We start from the raw sequence: 15,448 nt of genomic DNA on the forward strand, positions 1-15,448 counted from the left end.
CTATTTTTTTGATAGCAGCATGCCGGCGTTTTCATTGCGCTGGCAGGCGATAGGGCTCCGAACCCTGGCGGGTTGGCGGCGGGTGGGTCAATCGGTGGGCAGTGCGCCCTCCGTGGCGCCCGCGCCGTCGGGTGCGCCGGGCGTAGCGGGCTTGCGCCGCACGTACTTGAAGGTGCCGGTGGCATGGCAGCACACGCGGCCTTCCGCATCGGTGACCGTGCCTTCGGTGAAGGCCATGGACACGGTGCGGTGGATGAGCCGCCCCCGCGCCACCAGCGGGCCGCGCGCGGGCTGCATGAAGCTGGTCTTCATCTCGATGGTGACGACCCCGAAGTCGGGCGTGTCGCTGCGCGCCGCCGTGGCCATGGCCACGTCCAGCAGCGTCATGGAGGCGCCGCCGTGCGTGACGTCGAACGAGTTCATGTGCTCCGGCCGCGCTTCATAGTGCAGCTCGGACGCGCCACCCTTCATGTGGTGCAGCGTGAAGCCCAGCTCATCGACAAAAGGAATTTCGACACCAAAACTCAGCACAGGGCACTCCAGGAATCAATGGAAAGACGAAAAGCATAGCCACGAAAACACACCGCCCGCCTCACCAGCGCCGCCGAGGGGCAGCGGAGGTTTCGCCGCCGGGCCGCCCCAAGGCGAAACGCGGCCCCTTCGGGGGGCAGGGAGCGACACGCAGTGCGCGACCGTGGGGGCCACATTCAGCCTCCGGTGACGATGCTCACACCGCCGTCCACGGCCAGCCACTGGCCGGTGATGTGCTTGCCGGCATCGCTGGCATACAGCACGCACAGGCCCTTCAGGTCTTCGTCGTCGCCCAGCCGTCCGAGCGGTGCATGGTTGGCGAGCTTTTCCTCGCCCATGGCCTTCAGGGTGCCCACCGTCATCCGGCTCGGGAAGAAGCCGGGGCAGATGGCGTTCACGCGAAGGTTGTACTTGCCCCACTCGGCGGCCAGCGCACGGGTGAAGTTGATCACGGCGCCCTTGGAGGTGTTGTAAGCGATGGTGTTCATGCCGCTGGGGTTGCCGCCCAGGCCGGCGATGGAGGCCACGTTGATGATGCTGCCGCTGCGCCGCCCGATCATGCTGCGCTTGGCGATCTGCTGGCTCAGGATGAAGTAGCCGCGCACGTTCAGGTTCATCACCTTGTCCCAGGCCTCCACCGGGTGGTCCTCGGCCGGGGCGCCCCAGGCGGCGCCGGCGTTGTTGACGAGGATGTCCACATCGCCCACGCGCTGCAGCGTCTCGTCGGCCAGGCGGCGGATGTCGGTCTCCTGCGCGCAGTCGGCGGCGATCCAGCGCGTGTCGATGCCGGCCTGCTGCAAGGTGGCCGTGGCCTCCTCCAGATCGGACGCCTTGCGCGAGCTGAGCACGATGCGCGCGCCGGCCTCGCCCAGCGCCTGCGCCAGCTGCAGCCCCAGCCCGCGCGAGCCGCCGGTGACCAGCGCGGTCTTGCCGGAGAGGTCGAACAGTTGTTGGATGGTGCGGGTCATGTCGGGGTCTCCTCGTTGGTGGTGATGGGGGGCCGGCGCGGCCTGTTTGAACGTTGCCCGATCCGCGCGGCGCCGGTGCATTGTGCTGCGGACCGGGCCCCGGCGGTGTCCCGGGAGCGATGGCCGGGCGCGGTCAGAACGCGTCTTCCGGCAGGCTGGCGCAGGTGCCGTCGCGCGTGCGCACCACGTTCAGCCAGGCGCCGATCTTGGGCAGCTCGTAATGAAAGAAGTAGCGCGCCGCGCCCAGGCGGCCCACGCTCGCGGGCGCGGCCTGCGCGGCATCGGCGCGCAGCGTGGCCAGTGCCACGTCCAGCCACACCCAGGCCAGCACCGTGTGGCCGAAGGCCTGCATGTAGGGCACGGCGTTGGCGAGCGCCTCGGTGGGCTCGCCCGTCGCCCAGGCGGCCTTGGTGGCCGCGCCCACCTGCTGCAGCGCCTGGGCCAGCGCGTTGGCATGCGCCGCCAGCGCGGGCTGCTGGATGGCCTGCTCCACAGTGGCGTTGATGCGCGCGGCCAGCAACTGAAGGCCCCGGCCGTTTTCCATCAGCACCTTGCGGCCCAGCAGGTCCAGCGCCTGGATGCCGTGCGTGCCCTCGTGGATCATGTTCAGGCGGTTGTCGCGCCAGTACTGCTCCACGGGAAAGTCGCGCGTGTAGCCGTAGCCGCCGTGGATCTGGATGGCGAGCGAATTGGCCTCCAGGCACCACTCGCTGGGCCAGCTCTTGGCAATCGGTGTCAGCACCTCCAGCAGCAGCCGCGCCTCGTCGGCGTCGGGCGAGGTGCCGGTGTGCTGTTCGTCCACCAGGCGAGCGCAGTACAGGTTGAGCGCCAGCGCGCCCTCGCCGTAGCTCTTTTGCGCCAGCAGCATGCGCTTGATGTCGGCATGCTCGATCAGGCGCACCTGGGGGGCGCTCGCGTCCTTGCCGGCCTTGCCCAGCAGCCGGCCCTGCGGCCGGTTCTTCGCGTAGTCCAGGCTGGCGTGGTAGCCGGCCAGGCCCAGCATGGTCGCGGCCATGCCGATGGCGATGCGCGCCTCGTTCATCATGTGGAACATGCACTTCAGGCCCTCGCCCGGCTGCCCCACGAGGTAGCCGATGGCGCCCGCGCGCCCCTCGACGGGGTAGCGCCCCTCGCCGAAGTTGAGCAGCGTGTTCGTCGTGCCGCGCCAGCCCAGCTTGTGGTTGAGCCCCGCCAGCGCCACGTCGTTGCGCACGCCCGTGAGCTGGCCCTGCGCATCGACGAGCCGCTTGGGCACGATGAACAGCGAGATGCCGCGCGTGCCCGGCACCAGCTTGCCGTCCGGCCCGGGGATCTTGGCCAGCACCAGATGCACGATGTTTTCGGTCAGCTCGTGGTCGCCGGAGGAGATCCACATCTTGTTGCCGGTGAGGCGGTAGCGCGGGCCCAGCGCGTCCTGCCGCCAGGCATCGCTGTCCGCGTCCGGCACGGCGCGCGTGGCCACGTCCGAGAGGGACGAGCCCGCCTGCGGCTCCGACAGGCACATGGTGCCGGCCCAGCGGCCGTTGAATTCGTTGTGCGCGAACACCTGCTGCTGCGCCGGCGTGCCGTGCGCCATCAGCAGGTTGGCGTTGCCCGAGGTGAGCAGGTTGGAGCCGATGCTGACCGACGCCGCGGCGAAGAAGCTGTTGGCCGCCGCCTCCACCGTGTAGGGCAGCTGCATGCCGCCCAGCTCGTAATCCTGCGCGGCGCCCAGCAGGCCCGACTCGGCATAGGCGCGGCGCGCCTCGTGCGTGGCCTGCGGCAGGATCACCTTCTCGCCGTCGAAACGCGGCTCCTCGGTGTCCACCAGGCGGTTGAACGGGGCGTACCTTTCGCGGGCGATGCGCTCGCAGGTGTCCAGTACCGCATCGAAGGTTTCGCGCGAATGGTCGGCAAAGCGCTCGCGCGCCTGCAGCGCGGGAGCGTCCAGCCAGTCGTAGAGCAAGAAATCAACCGTGGTGCGCAGGCTCATGATGGGGCATCGAATAAGGCTTCACCGCAATGAATGCGGCGGCATACAGCTACAAAACAATAGCAAACAGCAACCACCGGCGTTCAGCCGGCCGGGGCCGGCGGCGAAGGCGCGGCATGCGGCGGCAGGGCCACGATGGTGCCCTGGGCGATGGCGCAGAGCTTTTCCACCCCGCCCTGCACCGCGAACACGTCGCAGCGGCAGACCGCCTGCGACGCCCCGGCATGCACGGCCTGGGCGAGCGCCACCAGGCGCTCGCCCACGGCGGGCCGCACGTAGTTGATCTTGAACTCCGAGGTGACCACCGGCACCCGCAGCGCCGAGCCACCCGCGTAGGTGAGCGCGTTGTCGGCCAGGTAGCTCACCGCACCGCCGTGCACGAAGCCGTGCTGCTGGCGGATCTGCTCGGTGATGGGCAGGTGCAGCTCGCACCCGCCCGGGGCGAACGCATGCAGTTCGGCACCCAGCAGCACGCTGAAGGGCTGCGCCGCCAGCACCTCGCGGCCCATGGCCAGGAAGGCCTCGGGCGGCACGGTGACGGGTGGCGCGGCCATGGGCGTGCCCCTTGCGGTTACAGCACTTCGAAGATGCCGGCCGCGCCCATGCCGCCGCCGATGCACATGGTCACCGCCACGCGCTTGGCGCCGCGGCGCTTGCCTTCGATGAGCGCATGGCCCGTGAGGCGCTGGCCGCTCACGCCGTAGGGGTGGCCCAGGGCGATGGCGCCGCCGTTCACGTTCAGGCGGTCGGCGGGAATGCCCAGCTTGTCGCGGCAGTACAGCACCTGCACGGCGAAGGCCTCGTTCAGCTCCCACAGGTCGATGTCGTTCACCTTGAGGCCCAGCTTCTTGAGCACCTTGGGCACGGCGAACACGGGGCCGATGCCCATCTCGTCGGGCTCGCAGCCCGCCACCGCGAAGCCCAGGAAGCGGCCCAGGGGCTGGAGGCCCTTGCGGCTGGCGTAGTCCTCGCTCACCAGCACGCAGGCGCCGGCACCGTCCGAGAACTGGCTGGCATTGCCGGCCGAGATCACGCCGCCGGGCATGGCCGGGCGGATGCCGCTGATGCCTTCCTTGGTGGTGCCTTCGCGCGTGCCTTCGTCCCTGGAGACCGTCACCTGCTGGGTGATGAGGCCGCGCACCTTGTCGGCCACGCCGGCCGTCACGGTGATGGGGGCGATCTCGTCGTCGAACTTGCCAGCCGCCTGCGCGGCGCAGGCCCGCTGCTGGCTGGCGGCGCCGTACTCGTCCATGGCGTCGCGGCCGATGCCGTAGCGCTTGGCGACCTGCTCGGCGGTCTCCAGCATGCTCCAGTAGATCTCGGGCTTGGCCTTGGCCAGCGCCAGGTCGCGCAGCATGTGCAGGTTCATCTCCTGCTGCACGCAGGAGATGCTCTCCACGCCGCCGGCCACGTACACGTCGGCCTCGCCGGCAATGATGCGCTGCGCGGCCAGGGCAATGGTCTGCAGGCCCGACGAGCAAAAGCGGTTCACCGTCACGCCCGACACGCTGACCGGCAGGCCGGCGCGCAGCGCGATCTGGCGCGCGATGTTGGCGCCCGTGGCGCCCTCGGGGTTGGCGCAACCCATGATGACGTCTTCCACTTCCGCGCCGTCGATGCCGGCGCGCGCGATGGCGTGCTGCACGGCATGGCCGCCCAGCGTGGCGCCGTGGGTCATGTTGAACGAGCCCTTCCAGCTCTTGGCGAGCGGCGTGCGGGCGGTGGAAACGATCACTGCGGAGGTCATGTGCAATTCCTTGGGATTCGGGGGGACACGTGCGGAGCGGTCGGTCGGGTCAGGAGAAGGCCTTGCCTTCCGCGGCGAGCCGGGCCAGCAGCGGCGCGGGCTCCCAGAACTTCGCATCGTCCAGCGGGTTCTGCGCGAAGCGCTTCATGGCCTGCACCACGTTGAACAGGCCGACCTCGTTGGCGTAGTGCATGGGGCCGCCGCGGTGGATCGGAAAGCCGTAGCCGGTGAGGTACACCATGTCGATGTCGCCCGACTTGCCGGCGATGCCGTCCTCCAGGATGTGCGCACCTTCGTTCACCAGCGAGAACACCAGGCGCTGCACGATCTCTTCGTCCGAGATCTTGCGCGGCGTGATGCCCAGGGCCTTGCGGTGGTCTTCGATCATGCGGTTGACCACCTCGCTCGGGATCGCATCGCGCTTGCCGGCCTGGTAGTCGTACCAGCCCGCGCCGGTCTTCTGGCCGTAGCGGCCCATCTCGCACAGCAGGTCAGCGGTCTTGCTGTACTTCATGTCCGGCTTTTCCTGGTAGCGGCGCTTGCGGATCGCCCAGCCGATGTCGTTGCCGGCTAGGTCGCCCATGCGGAACGGACCCATGGCAAAGCCGAATTTCTCCACCGCCTTGTCCACCTGCTGCGGCGTGGCGCCCTCCTCGATCAAAAAGCCCGCCTGGCGGCTGTACTGCTCGATCATGCGGTTGCCGATGAAGCCGTCGCACACGCCCGAGACCACGGCGGTCTTCTTGATCTTCTTGGCCAGGGCCATCACCGTGGCCAGCACGTCCTTGGCGGTGGCCTGGCCGCGCACCACTTCCAGCAGCTTCATCACGTTGGCGGGGCTGAAGAAATGCATGCCCACCACGTCCTGCGGGCGCTTCGTGAAGCCGGCGATCTTGTCCACGTCCAGCGTGGAGGTGTTGGACGCCAGGATCGCACCGGGCTTGGCCACGGCATCGAGCTGCTTGAACACGGCCTCCTTCACGCCCAGCTCTTCGAAAACCGCTTCGATGATGAGGTCGGCGTCCTTGAGGTCGGCGTAGTCCAGCGTGGTGGCGAGCAGCCCCATGCGCTGCTGGTACTTGTCTTCCTTGAGCTTGCCCTTCTTGACCTGCGACTCGTAGTTCTTACGGATCGTGGCGATGCCGCGGTCCAGCGCCTCCTGCTTGGTCTCCAGAATCGTCACGGGAATTCCGGCGTTCAGGAAGTTCATGGCGATGCCGCCGCCCATGGTGCCGGCGCCGATCACGCCGACCTTCTGGATGTCGCGCTTCGGGGTGCTGGAGGGCACGTCGGCGATCTTGCTCGCGGCACGCTCGGCCATGAACAGGTGGCGCAGCGCGCGGGACTCGGGCGTCCACATCAGGTTGATGAACAGCTCGCGCTCGCAGGCGATGCCATCGGCGAACTTGCGCTTGGTAGCGGCCTCGACGGCGTCCACGCATTTTTCAGGCGCGGGGAAGTTCTTGGCCATGCCCTTGACCATGTTGCGCGCGAACTGGAAGTACGCATCGCCCTCGGGGTGCTTGCACGGCAGGTTGCGCACCAGCGGCAGCGGACGCACGTCGGCAATGCTCTGGGCAAAGGCCATTGCCTCGGCGGCCAGCGCTTCGGGCGCGGCCACCAGCTTGTCGAACAGCTTCTGGCCGGGGATGGAGCCGATCAGTTCGCTTTGGACCGTCTCGCCGGTCACGATCATGTTGAGCGCGGCCTCCACGCCCAGCACGCGCGGCAGGCGCTGCGTGCCGCCGGCGCCGGGCAGCAGGCCCAGCTTGACCTCGGGCAGCGCCACGCTGCAGCCCGGCGCGGCGATGCGGTAATGGCAGCCCAGGGCCAGCTCCAGCCCGCCGCCCATGCACACCGTGTGGATGGCCGCCACCACGGGCTTGGCCGAGTTCTCCACCGCCAGGATCACCGATTGCAGGTTGGGCTCCTGCAGCGCCTTGTCGGTGCCGAACTCCTTGATGTCGGCCCCGCCGGAGAACGCCCCACCGGCGCCCGTGATGACGATGGCGCGGACGGCCGCGTCGGCATTGGCGCGCGCCAGCCCGTCGGCCACGTCCTGGCGGGTTGCATGGCCCAGGCCATTGACGGGGGGGTTGTCGAGCGTGATCACGGCCACATCGCCGTGGACTTGGTACTCAGCGGTCATTGCTTGTCCCTTGGTTTGATCTAGAAAACTAGAAAAGAACGATCGTGCTTTTGATTCTAGAGAGTCCGGGCGCGGATGCCAGCCAATGTTGTCCCGGCTGGGACAGAAAACGCGGCAGCCCCGCAGGTGAATCACGGCCACGGCAGACACCCTGTCACATTGTTTCGAAAGGTTTCGATGGTTGGGGCCCCAGCGCGGGCGCGGGTGGCGCAACCCCGGCCCCGCGGGCGCAGGCTCAGGGCCAGCGCGCCTGCAGCCAATCCCGCACAGTTGTGGCAGGCCCATGGGCGCGGCGATATGGTAGCCCTGGCCTTCGCCGCAGCCAATGCGCAGCAGCGCATAGCTGGCGGCGTCCTCGATGCCTTCGGCCATCACTTGCAGGCCCAGTTGGTGCCCCAGCCTCACGACCGTCTCGGCAATCCGCGCGCCTTACGCACCAGTAGTGGGTTGGCACACGAAGCTGCGGTCGATCTTGAATCGGCGGGCGGTTCATCGATTTATTGCTGCAGGAAGCCTTGCGACAAACATTCCGTCACTGACAGCTTTCGCATCGAAGCGGCACCGCGTGTAGCCATGAGATTCTTTAGGAATGGGAAACAGCTTTTCGCAGCATCGCTCCTCAATTTCTGTACCGGGCCCATGCTTGCGACCTTCTAACTAACAAATATTCTCCATGCTTAGCAGTTCCATTAAATCGTCCAGTAGTAACTCCACGCGTTCCCAGACGCTTGAGGAGACGCAACGCCATACAAAACAAGCCGCCGCCGGTTCGTCGGGACCATCAGCAAAACTGGCTCATCCCGAACTCCAAGGAATGCCAGCACCCAAGCGCGTAGCACCAATGCCGATGCAAGCGCGAGCCGAGAGCCCTTTAGCCCAGAAAGCACGGCTCACCCAGGCTTTCGACGCACAGCGCCATGGCATCGCCGAACAAGCAGGTCCGTCCAATGACCCTCACCGGGTTGCACTCGATAAACTGCAGGCGCGCGGCTTCATGCCGGCTGTTGGAGGGATAGAAATTCCGCTCACGCCCCACTCTCTCCCGGGCGGAGGCAAGCGGGTCCGAACAACTGGCGCTTCTTCATCGAACAATGTCAATGTCGTCCCTAGTCGCGAGGTCGCCCAGCAGCTTCGACAGTCCATAGAAGACGCGCAGCTATTGATTCAAACTGTGACCGAAGATCTTGCACAAGCCGTAGAAGACGGCAATCCGGATCAAATAGAAATCAACCGGGAACTACTCACCAATTCACGTTTTGAGCTACAAAATTACACCCAACAATATAGGGCGCTTGGAGAAGAAAGCCGTCGAAGAAACCGTTGAATTCCAATAGACACATTGTCAGTGCATGGCCTTTCACTGTTGGTAAGCACAAGTACGCCCCCGTCGATTATTGATGGCCCGCGAGCATTTGAGGGAGGCATCGCCGGCTCATCTGCAGGGTAACGGCGAGCATCGCATCTTGACTGTGAGTCGCAGTGTGGTCCGGCGGCAAACCTCCACAAACAGCCGCGGAAACGCCTCCGCGTCGCTGAAAACTTTGAAAGTCACTGCGTAAATGACCACGGATTCGTGCTGCGATGGCAAAGCCCCGGAAACGGCCCGGCCGTCGATCTGCGGCGTTGCAAGGCTGCTATACCTCTAGCCACTCCTTGCGCACCGCCGTGTTTTCGCGCAGGCCTTCGGGCGTGACGTCGAACACGATGCTGCCGTGGCCCATGGCCAGGGCCCGGTCGAAGATGCGCATGGCGATGGTGAGCTTCTGCTCGATGAGCAGCACCGACTCGCCGCTCGCGCGGATGGTGGATTTGCCTGCGCCGTTGGGGCCAATGATGGCCACGCGCTCGCCTGCCTTCACGGCCAAGTTGGCGCCGCAGATGATTTCGGTCTTACCGAAGCGCTTGCGCGGATCGCGCAACTCCAGCGTCGGAATTCCTTCTGCGACCGCCATCATGCGCTCCTCCCTTTACCGGCCACGCCCAGTTGCATGACGCGCTCGATCGCTTCCTGCGTAGCGCTCCACCGCTTCGCGAAGTTCCGTCGGCAGACCTCGAAGAGCCCGATTTCCACGGCGAACACGAGGCCTGTGGCGATCCAGGTCGAGGTGCTGCGCGCATCGAGCACGGCGCCGAGAGAGTTCATCTCCGGCCCGAGCGCCGCATTGAGTTGCAGGTGGTAGGTCATCTTGGTAATGGCGGCAGCACCACGCCCGCGCTGGCCGCCATGATCGCGGGTTCGCCGCTGGTGTTCACGCAGTTCGCCATCGTGGAGCCGCGCAGCACGGCCATCATCGCCAAGGACGGCTCGGGCATCGACAAGGTGCAGGACCTGGTGGGCAAATCGGTGGCGGTCAACCGCTCGGGCCTGGGCGAATTCCTGCTCGTGGCCGCCCTGGAAAAGCACGGCATCGACCGCAGCAAGGTCAAGTTCGTGTACCTGAACCCGCCCGACGCCGGCCCCGCCTTCGCGCAGGGCAAGATCGACGCCTGGTCGATGTGGAGCCCGGGCGTGGACATCGCCCGCACCGAGTACAAGGCGCACGACGTGTTCTTCGAGGGGCGCGACCTCGACTTCCTGATCGACTTCAACTCCTACGTCACCCACCGGAAATTCGCCGAAGAGAACACCGCCATCATGCACGCCGTCAACGCGGCCTACGCCACCGAAGCCCAATGGGCCACGCAGAACGCGGCCGAGGCCGAGGCGCTCTACCAGCAGGACGCCAACTACAGCGACGCTGTGCGCGCCTCGCTGCTCGAACTGCAGCGCCGCTGGGAGCTGCACGGCGTGAACGACGCGGCCTTCATCCAGAAATTCCAGAACGCCGCCGACTGGCTGTCGCAGCGCAAGATCCTGCCGCAGAAGGTGCAGGTCAAGGACTACCTGGCCCGGCTGTGAGCACCGCCCCGCTCACCCATCCGCCCCACTCTGCGAATCCGGCGCCGACGGCCCACACCGCCTTCACCGCCACGCACTGGGGCGTGTACCGGCCCATCGTCGAAGGCGGCCGGCTCACCGGCATGGCGCCTGCGCCATGGGACGCCGCGCCCTCGCCCATCGGCCAGTCCCTGCCCGGCGCCATCGACTCGCCCACCCGCGTGCGCCGGCCCGCCGTGCGCCGCAGCTTTTTGAACCCGGCCACGCGCCACGCGAGCGGCCACCTGCGCGGGCGCGAGCCCTTCGTCGAGCTACCCTGGGACGAGGCGCTGGACCTGGTGGCCGGCGAACTGCGCCGTGTGCGCGCGGCCCACGGCAACGAGGCAGTCTTCGGCGGCAGCTACGGCTGGTCGAGCGCGGGGCGCTTTCACCACGCGCAGAGCCAGCTGCACCGTTTTCTGAACGGCTTCGGCGGCTACATCGCCAGCAAGGACAGCTACAGCCTGGGCGCCGGCCGCGTGCTGCTGCCGCACATCGTCGATGGCATGGACGCGCTGCTGCAGCACCACACCGCGTGGGACGTGCTGGCGCAGCACTGCGAGCTGTTCGTGGCCTTCGGCGGCCTGCCCGTGCGCAACACGCAGGTGAGCCCCGGCGGCGCAAGCGACCACGGCGCGGCGCCGGCCCTGGCCCGCATGGCCGCGAGCGGGCGCACGGCCTTCGTCAGCATCAGCCCGGCGCGCGACGACCTGGCGGCCGTGCCCACCGCCGAGTGGCTGCCGATCCGCCCCGGCACCGACACCGCGCTGATGATGGGCCTGGCCCACGTGCTGGTCACCGAAGGCCTGCACGACGCCGCCTTCTGCGCCCGCTACACCGTGGGCTTCGACCGCGTGCGCGACGCCCTGCTGGGCCACGGTGCCGACGGCACCGCCAAGACGCCCGAGTGGGCCGCCGCGCAGACCGGCATTCCCGCCGAGCGCATCGTGGCGCTGGCGCGGCGCATGGCCCGCCAGCGCACCCTCGTCAACTGCACCTACTCGCTGCAGCGCGCTCGGCACGGCGAGCAGCCGTTCTGGATGGCCGTCACGCTGGCCGCGCTGCTGGGCCAGATCGGGCTGCCCGGCGGCGGCTTCGGCCTGGGGTACGGCTGCATGAACTACATCGGCAGCGGGCACGGCAGCTTCTCGGGCGCGCGCCTGCCGCAGGGGCACAACCCCGTGGGCGCCTTCATCCCCGTGGCGCGCATCGCCGACATGCTGCTGCAGCCCGGCGAGCCCTTCGACTACAACGGCGAACGCCGTCGCTACCCCCATGCCCGCCTGCTGTACTGGGCCGGCGGCAACGTGTTCCACCACCACCAGGACCTGAACCGCACCATCGAGGCCTGGCAACGGCCCGAGACCATCGTGACGCACGAACAGGTGTGGACGGCGCAGGCCAAATACTCCGACATCGTGCTGCCCGCCACCACCTCGCTGGAGCGCGACGACATCGGCAGCGCCGGCAGCGAGCCGCGCATGATCGCCATGCGCGCGGCCATCGCGCCCGTGGGCGAGGCCCGCGACGACTACGCCATCTTCCGCGCGCTGGCCGCGCGGCTGGGCTTCGAGGCCGCCTACACCGAAGGGCGCGACACGGCGCAATGGCTGCGCCACCTGTACGAAGCCGCCCGGCCACGCGCGGAGGCGGCGGGCATCGCACTGCCATCGTTCGACACGTTCTGGAGCGCCGGCCACCTCGAACTGCCCCGGCCTGCCGCGCCCGTGGTGCTGCTGGAACGCTTTCGGCAAGACCCGGCCGCGCATCCGCTGCCCACGCCCTCGGGGCGCATCGAGCTGTTCTCGCAGACCATCGACCGCTTCGGCTACGGCGACTGCCCGGGCCAGGCCACGTGGTTCGCGCCAGAGGCATCGGCCTGGCCCATCCACCTGCTGTCGCACCAGCCCGCGGCGCGGCTGCACAGCCAGTACGACCACGGCCGCGTGAGCCGCGCCACCAAGGTGCAGGGCCGCGAGCCGATCACGTTGAACCGCGCCGACGCACTGCGCCGCGGCATCGCCGGGGGCGACGTGGTGCGCGTGTTCAACGCCCACGGCGCCTTCCTGGCCGGGGCAGTGCTGAGCGACGGCCTGCGTCCCGGCGTGGCGCAGATCGCCACGGGCGCCTGGTACGACCCGCTGGACCCGCAAGTGGCCGGCAGCCTGGACAAGCATGGCAACCCCAACCTGGTCACGCCGGATGTCGGCAGTTCCCGCCTGTCGCAGGGCTGCGCGGCGCAGAGCGCGCGGGTGGAGGTGGCGCTGTGGCAGGGGCCGTTGCCGGAGGTGACGGCGTTCGAGCCGCCACAGCGGTTGGAAGTTGACGAGGCGCTCGCCCATCCGGCGGCAAGCCAGCCCCAGCCCGATCAGGACTTGTACCCCAATTGGCCTCCAGCACAATAGTTACTAGGGCATATTGCTATCAATTAAATAGCACACATGCCGACGGAGCGTGTCGAGGGCGAGTCGGGCTATGCTCGCCGCTGGCACGCGCCCGTGGCGCCGCAGTCCGGCGATCGGTGCTATACACGGATTCACGCAACACACCATTCAAGAGGAACGCATGTCGATCAAAACCCTTCTGAAATCCACCGTGGCGGCCCTGGCGATCGCCTCCAGCGGGTCGCTTTTCGCACAGGGCACGCCCATCAACACCGCGGCGTTCGACGCGCTGGTCGCGCAGGGCCCCGTCGCTGACGCGGCCACCATCGCATCCAGCACCTGGGCCAGCAAGATCAAGCAGGCCGGCACCCTGCGCCTGGGCGGCACGCAAACCTCGAACCTGTTCTCGCTGCTCAACGAGAAGGACGGCAGGATGCGCGGCTTCGACGCCGGCCTGGCCCAGCTCATCACGCGCTACATCCTGGGCGACGGGGCCAAGGTCCAGTTCACGCAGGTGACCTCGGCCACGCGCGAGCAGGTGCTCATCAACGGTCAGGTGGACATGGTGTTCGCCACCTATTCCATCACGCCCGCCCGCGCCGAGAAGATCTCGTTCGCCGGGCCCTACTACACCTCGCAGGCCGGCGTGCTGGTCAAGGCGAACAACAAGACCATCCAGTCACACGACGACTTGGCCGGCAAGAAGGTCGCCACGCAGGCGGGCTCCACGGGCCCCGCGATCCTGGCGCAGTACGCGCCCAAGGCGGCCGTGCAAGAGTTCCAGACCCACCAGGAGGCCCTGGATGCCCTGCGCCAGGGACGCGTGGATGCCTACGTGACCGACCACACGCTGCTGCTCAACGCCCTGAGCCTGGGAACCGGCGATGCCAAACTGGCCGGCGCCCCCTTCGGTGCGCAAGACCCTTACGGCATCGGACTGCCCAAGGGCTCGGACGGCGCGGCCTTCGTCAATGCCTTCCTCAAGAAGATCGAAGCCGACGGCACCTGGGCCAAGCTCTGGACCATTTCCATCGGACAGCGCACGGGCAGCACCACCGTGCCGACGCCGCCCGCCCTGCCCTGACCCCCGATGGGCGAGGTCTCCAGGCTCCTGGCCGACCACGGGCCTGCCTTCGGGCAGGCCCTTTTGCTGACGTGGAAGCTCACGGTCCTGTCGTTCGTGCCCGGCTTCCTGCTGGGCATGGCCGTGACGGTGCTTCGGCTCTTGCCGCTGCCGCCGCTGCGCTTCGTCCTGACCGTCTACGTCGAGATCTTCCGCAACATTCCCAGCGTCGCGCTGCTGATCTTCATCGTGTTCGCGCTGCCTGACCTGAACGTGCTGTTCGACTATGAGCCCGCCGTCATCCTGACGTTGATACTGGTCTGCTCCGCGTTCACGGCGGACTACCTGCGCTCGGGCATCAACACCGTGGCCGGCGGCCAGATCGAGGCCGCCCTCAGCCTGGGCATGCGCCCGATGCGCATCGTCTCGGCGGTGCTGCTGCCGCAGGCGCTGCGCGCGGTGGTGCAACCGATGACCTCGCTGCTCATTGCGTTGATGCTGTCCACCTCGTTGGCATCGCAGGTGCCGTTTCCGGGCCGGGAACTCACCACGCTCGTTTCCAAGATCGCCAACGACTCCGCGGCCGGCATGGCCGCGTTCGCAGTGGCCGCCGCGATGTACGTGGCGTCCGGGCTGCTGATCGCCTGGGCCGGCGCCGCCCTGGAAAAGAAGGTGCGAATCCTGCGATGAGCCGCCCCCTCGAAGACATCCTGTTCGGGGCGCCCAGCCCCCGGGCCCAAACCGTCGCGCGTGTCGCGAGCGGGGCTGCGGCGGCCCTGCTGGTCCTGCTGGCGGCGGCGGTCGCGTTCCGGTTCCACTCGGCGGGGCAGCTCGACGCCCGGTTCTGGAAGTTCTTCGCCTGGCCCACGACCTGGGCCTTCCTGGCCAAGGGCCTGCTCGGCACGCTGGCCTCGGCGGCCATGGCCGCGGTCATCGCGCTGACCCTCGGCCTCGTGCTGATGGTGGGCCGCCGGGCGCGGTCGCGGCTCGTGCGCTGGCCCAGCACCGCGGCCATCGAGTTCCTGCGTGGCACGCCGACGCTGCTGCTCATCTACGTGTGCTTTCTGGTACTGCCGTCGGCCGGGATCAAACTCAGCACCTACTGGATGCTGACCCTGCCCGTCGGCCTGAGCACCGCCGCCGTCGTGGCCGAGGTGTATCGCGCGGGCGTGCTCGCCGTTCCCCGCGGCCAGACCGATGCCGCGCGAAGCCTGGGGCTGACCGAGGTCCAGGTCTTTTCCGTCGTCGTCTTTCCCCAGGCGCTGCGCTACATCGTCCCGGCCCTGGTCGCGCAACTGGTCATCGTGGTCAAGGACACCACCTTCGGCTACGTCGTCACCTATGGCGAACTCATGCAGAACGCCAAGGTACTCATCGCCAACTACCACTCGCTGGTACCGGTGTACCTGGTGGTCGCGGCGCTGTACTGCCTGGTGAATTACGCGATCTCCAGGGCGAGCCAATGGCTGGGGCGGCCGGTGCATTGACGGTCGTCAGCAGCCTGGTGACGAGACGCTCTGCGGGGAAAAGGACAGCGGTCTTATGGGGTTTTCACTCTGGCCGTGGCAACCAATGGCTCGCTCCCCATCATTGGGAGCCTCTCACAACCCCATGTTTGACGAATCCGAACAGGAATGAGTGGGCGCCAGCAGCCGTTTGAGCGTGATGAGGCCCAGCAGCGGTCTGCGCCTGGGTGCATGAGGGGCCTTGCAGGCCC

General features: G+C 67.8%; 14 protein-coding genes and 2 pseudogenes. 7 read left to right on the forward strand and 9 right to left on the reverse strand.

Annotation, left to right across the window (positions count from 1 at the left end; genetic code table 11):
- Positions 1–87: 87 nt before the first annotated feature.
- The 6 genes from AVMA1855_RS20630 to AVMA1855_RS20655 form a co-directional block, all read right to left on the reverse strand.
- On the reverse strand, positions 88–531 hold the full coding sequence (locus tag AVMA1855_RS20630) for a PaaI family thioesterase (protein ID WP_284427144.1): 444 nt from the start codon (positions 529–531) through the stop codon (positions 88–90).
- 176 nt (positions 532–707) lie between these two features.
- Positions 708–1,499 (reverse strand): SDR family oxidoreductase, encoded by a 792-nt coding sequence (locus tag AVMA1855_RS20635; protein WP_272568825.1) that lies wholly within the window; start codon positions 1,497–1,499, stop codon positions 708–710.
- Positions 1,500–1,632: 133 nt separating this feature from the next.
- The gene (locus AVMA1855_RS20640; protein WP_284427145.1) at positions 1,633–3,471 is read right to left on the reverse strand and encodes an acyl-CoA dehydrogenase; all 1,839 of its coding nucleotides are present in this window, start codon (positions 3,469–3,471) and stop codon (positions 1,633–1,635) included.
- Between the two features lie 83 nt (positions 3,472–3,554).
- Complete coding sequence (locus tag AVMA1855_RS20645) at positions 3,555–4,025, reverse strand: PaaI family thioesterase (RefSeq protein WP_284427146.1); 471 nt, start codon at positions 4,023–4,025, stop codon at positions 3,555–3,557.
- A 17-nt stretch (positions 4,026–4,042) separates the two neighbouring features.
- On the reverse strand, positions 4,043–5,218 hold the full coding sequence (locus tag AVMA1855_RS20650; RefSeq protein WP_284427147.1) for an acetyl-CoA C-acyltransferase: 1,176 nt from the start codon (positions 5,216–5,218) through the stop codon (positions 4,043–4,045).
- Positions 5,219–5,267: 49 nt separating this feature from the next.
- The gene (locus AVMA1855_RS20655; RefSeq protein WP_284427148.1) at positions 5,268–7,367 is read right to left on the reverse strand and encodes a 3-hydroxyacyl-CoA dehydrogenase NAD-binding domain-containing protein; all 2,100 of its coding nucleotides are present in this window, start codon (positions 7,365–7,367) and stop codon (positions 5,268–5,270) included.
- A gap of 297 nt (positions 7,368–7,664) precedes the next feature.
- On the opposite strand from AVMA1855_RS20655, the gene AVMA1855_RS20660 reads away from it, so the two are divergent.
- Together AVMA1855_RS20660 and AVMA1855_RS20665 are read left to right on the forward strand one after the other, a co-directional pair.
- The gene (locus AVMA1855_RS20660) at positions 7,665–8,024 is read left to right on the forward strand and encodes a hypothetical protein (RefSeq protein WP_284427149.1); all 360 of its coding nucleotides are present in this window, start codon (positions 7,665–7,667) and stop codon (positions 8,022–8,024) included.
- A gap of 16 nt (positions 8,025–8,040) precedes the next feature.
- Positions 8,041–8,691, forward strand: coding sequence for a hypothetical protein (locus AVMA1855_RS20665; RefSeq protein WP_284427150.1), 651 nt, complete (start codon positions 8,041–8,043; stop codon positions 8,689–8,691).
- 310 nt (positions 8,692–9,001) lie between these two features.
- Here AVMA1855_RS20665 and AVMA1855_RS20670 read toward each other — a convergent pair.
- The 3 genes and pseudogenes from AVMA1855_RS20670 to AVMA1855_RS20680 form a co-directional block, all read right to left on the reverse strand.
- A pseudogene (locus AVMA1855_RS20670) lies at positions 9,002–9,172 on the reverse strand (ABC transporter ATP-binding protein); the annotation flags it as partial.
- Positions 9,167–9,319 (reverse strand): annotated as a pseudogene (locus AVMA1855_RS20675) (ATP-binding cassette domain-containing protein); the annotation flags it as partial. The pseudogenes AVMA1855_RS20675 and AVMA1855_RS20670, both read right to left, overlap by 6 nt.
- Complete coding sequence (locus AVMA1855_RS20680) at positions 9,319–9,552, reverse strand: hypothetical protein (RefSeq protein WP_272547967.1); 234 nt, start codon at positions 9,550–9,552, stop codon at positions 9,319–9,321. The gene AVMA1855_RS20680 and the pseudogene AVMA1855_RS20675, both read right to left, overlap by 1 nt.
- Here AVMA1855_RS20680 and AVMA1855_RS20685 point away from each other — a divergent pair.
- The 5 genes from AVMA1855_RS20685 (at position 9,541) to AVMA1855_RS20705 (ending at position 15,218) form a co-directional block, all read left to right on the forward strand.
- Positions 9,541–10,266 (forward strand): ABC transporter substrate-binding protein, encoded by a 726-nt coding sequence (locus AVMA1855_RS20685; protein WP_284427151.1) that lies wholly within the window; start codon positions 9,541–9,543, stop codon positions 10,264–10,266. The two genes, AVMA1855_RS20680 and AVMA1855_RS20685, sit on opposite strands and share 12 nt — an antisense overlap.
- Complete coding sequence (locus AVMA1855_RS20690; protein ID WP_284427152.1) at positions 10,263–12,689, forward strand: molybdopterin-dependent oxidoreductase; 2,427 nt, start codon at positions 10,263–10,265, stop codon at positions 12,687–12,689. Before AVMA1855_RS20685 ends, AVMA1855_RS20690 begins: the two co-directional genes overlap by 4 nt.
- A 160-nt stretch (positions 12,690–12,849) precedes the next feature.
- A complete protein-coding gene (locus tag AVMA1855_RS20695) occupies positions 12,850–13,752 on the forward strand; it encodes a glutamate ABC transporter substrate-binding protein (RefSeq protein WP_284427153.1) in 903 nt (300 codons plus the stop codon).
- 6 nt (positions 13,753–13,758) lie between these two features.
- Positions 13,759–14,421 (forward strand): ABC transporter permease subunit, encoded by a 663-nt coding sequence (locus AVMA1855_RS20700; protein ID WP_284414997.1) that lies wholly within the window; start codon positions 13,759–13,761, stop codon positions 14,419–14,421.
- The gene (locus AVMA1855_RS20705) at positions 14,418–15,218 is read left to right on the forward strand and encodes an amino acid ABC transporter permease (protein ID WP_284427154.1); all 801 of its coding nucleotides are present in this window, start codon (positions 14,418–14,420) and stop codon (positions 15,216–15,218) included. Before AVMA1855_RS20700 ends, AVMA1855_RS20705 begins: the two co-directional genes overlap by 4 nt.
- The last annotated feature ends 230 nt before the right edge of the window (positions 15,219–15,448 follow it).

This window comes from Acidovorax sp. SUPP1855 (assembly GCF_030158955.1).
GTDB lineage: Bacteria > Pseudomonadota > Gammaproteobacteria > Burkholderiales > Burkholderiaceae_C > Paracidovorax.

What these genes read in the sequence shown, in the direction of transcription:
- AVMA1855_RS20645 (WP_284427146.1), bottom strand. Translation starts at nt 4,025, where the DNA reads ATGGCCGCGCCACCCGTCACCGTGCCGCCCGAGGCCTTCCTGGCCATG.
- AVMA1855_RS20700 (WP_284414997.1), top strand. Translation starts at nt 13,759, where the DNA reads ATGGGCGAGGTCTCCAGGCTCCTGGCCGACCACGGGCCTGCCTTCGGG.
- AVMA1855_RS20680 (WP_272547967.1), bottom strand. Translation starts at nt 9,552, where the DNA reads ATGACCTACCACCTGCAACTCAATGCGGCGCTCGGGCCGGAGATGAAC.
- AVMA1855_RS20705 (WP_284427154.1), top strand. Translation starts at nt 14,418, where the DNA reads ATGAGCCGCCCCCTCGAAGACATCCTGTTCGGGGCGCCCAGCCCCCGG.
- AVMA1855_RS20665 (WP_284427150.1), top strand. Translation starts at nt 8,041, where the DNA reads ATGCTTAGCAGTTCCATTAAATCGTCCAGTAGTAACTCCACGCGTTCC.
- AVMA1855_RS20655 (WP_284427148.1), bottom strand. Translation starts at nt 7,367, where the DNA reads ATGACCGCTGAGTACCAAGTCCACGGCGATGTGGCCGTGATCACGCTC.
- AVMA1855_RS20650 (WP_284427147.1), bottom strand. Translation starts at nt 5,218, where the DNA reads ATGACCTCCGCAGTGATCGTTTCCACCGCCCGCACGCCGCTCGCCAAG.
- AVMA1855_RS20635 (WP_272568825.1), bottom strand. Translation starts at nt 1,499, where the DNA reads ATGACCCGCACCATCCAACAACTGTTCGACCTCTCCGGCAAGACCGCG.
- AVMA1855_RS20640 (WP_284427145.1), bottom strand. Translation starts at nt 3,471, where the DNA reads ATGAGCCTGCGCACCACGGTTGATTTCTTGCTCTACGACTGGCTGGAC.
- AVMA1855_RS20695 (WP_284427153.1), top strand. Translation starts at nt 12,850, where the DNA reads ATGTCGATCAAAACCCTTCTGAAATCCACCGTGGCGGCCCTGGCGATC.
- AVMA1855_RS20660 (WP_284427149.1), top strand. Translation starts at nt 7,665, where the DNA reads ATGGTAGCCCTGGCCTTCGCCGCAGCCAATGCGCAGCAGCGCATAGCT.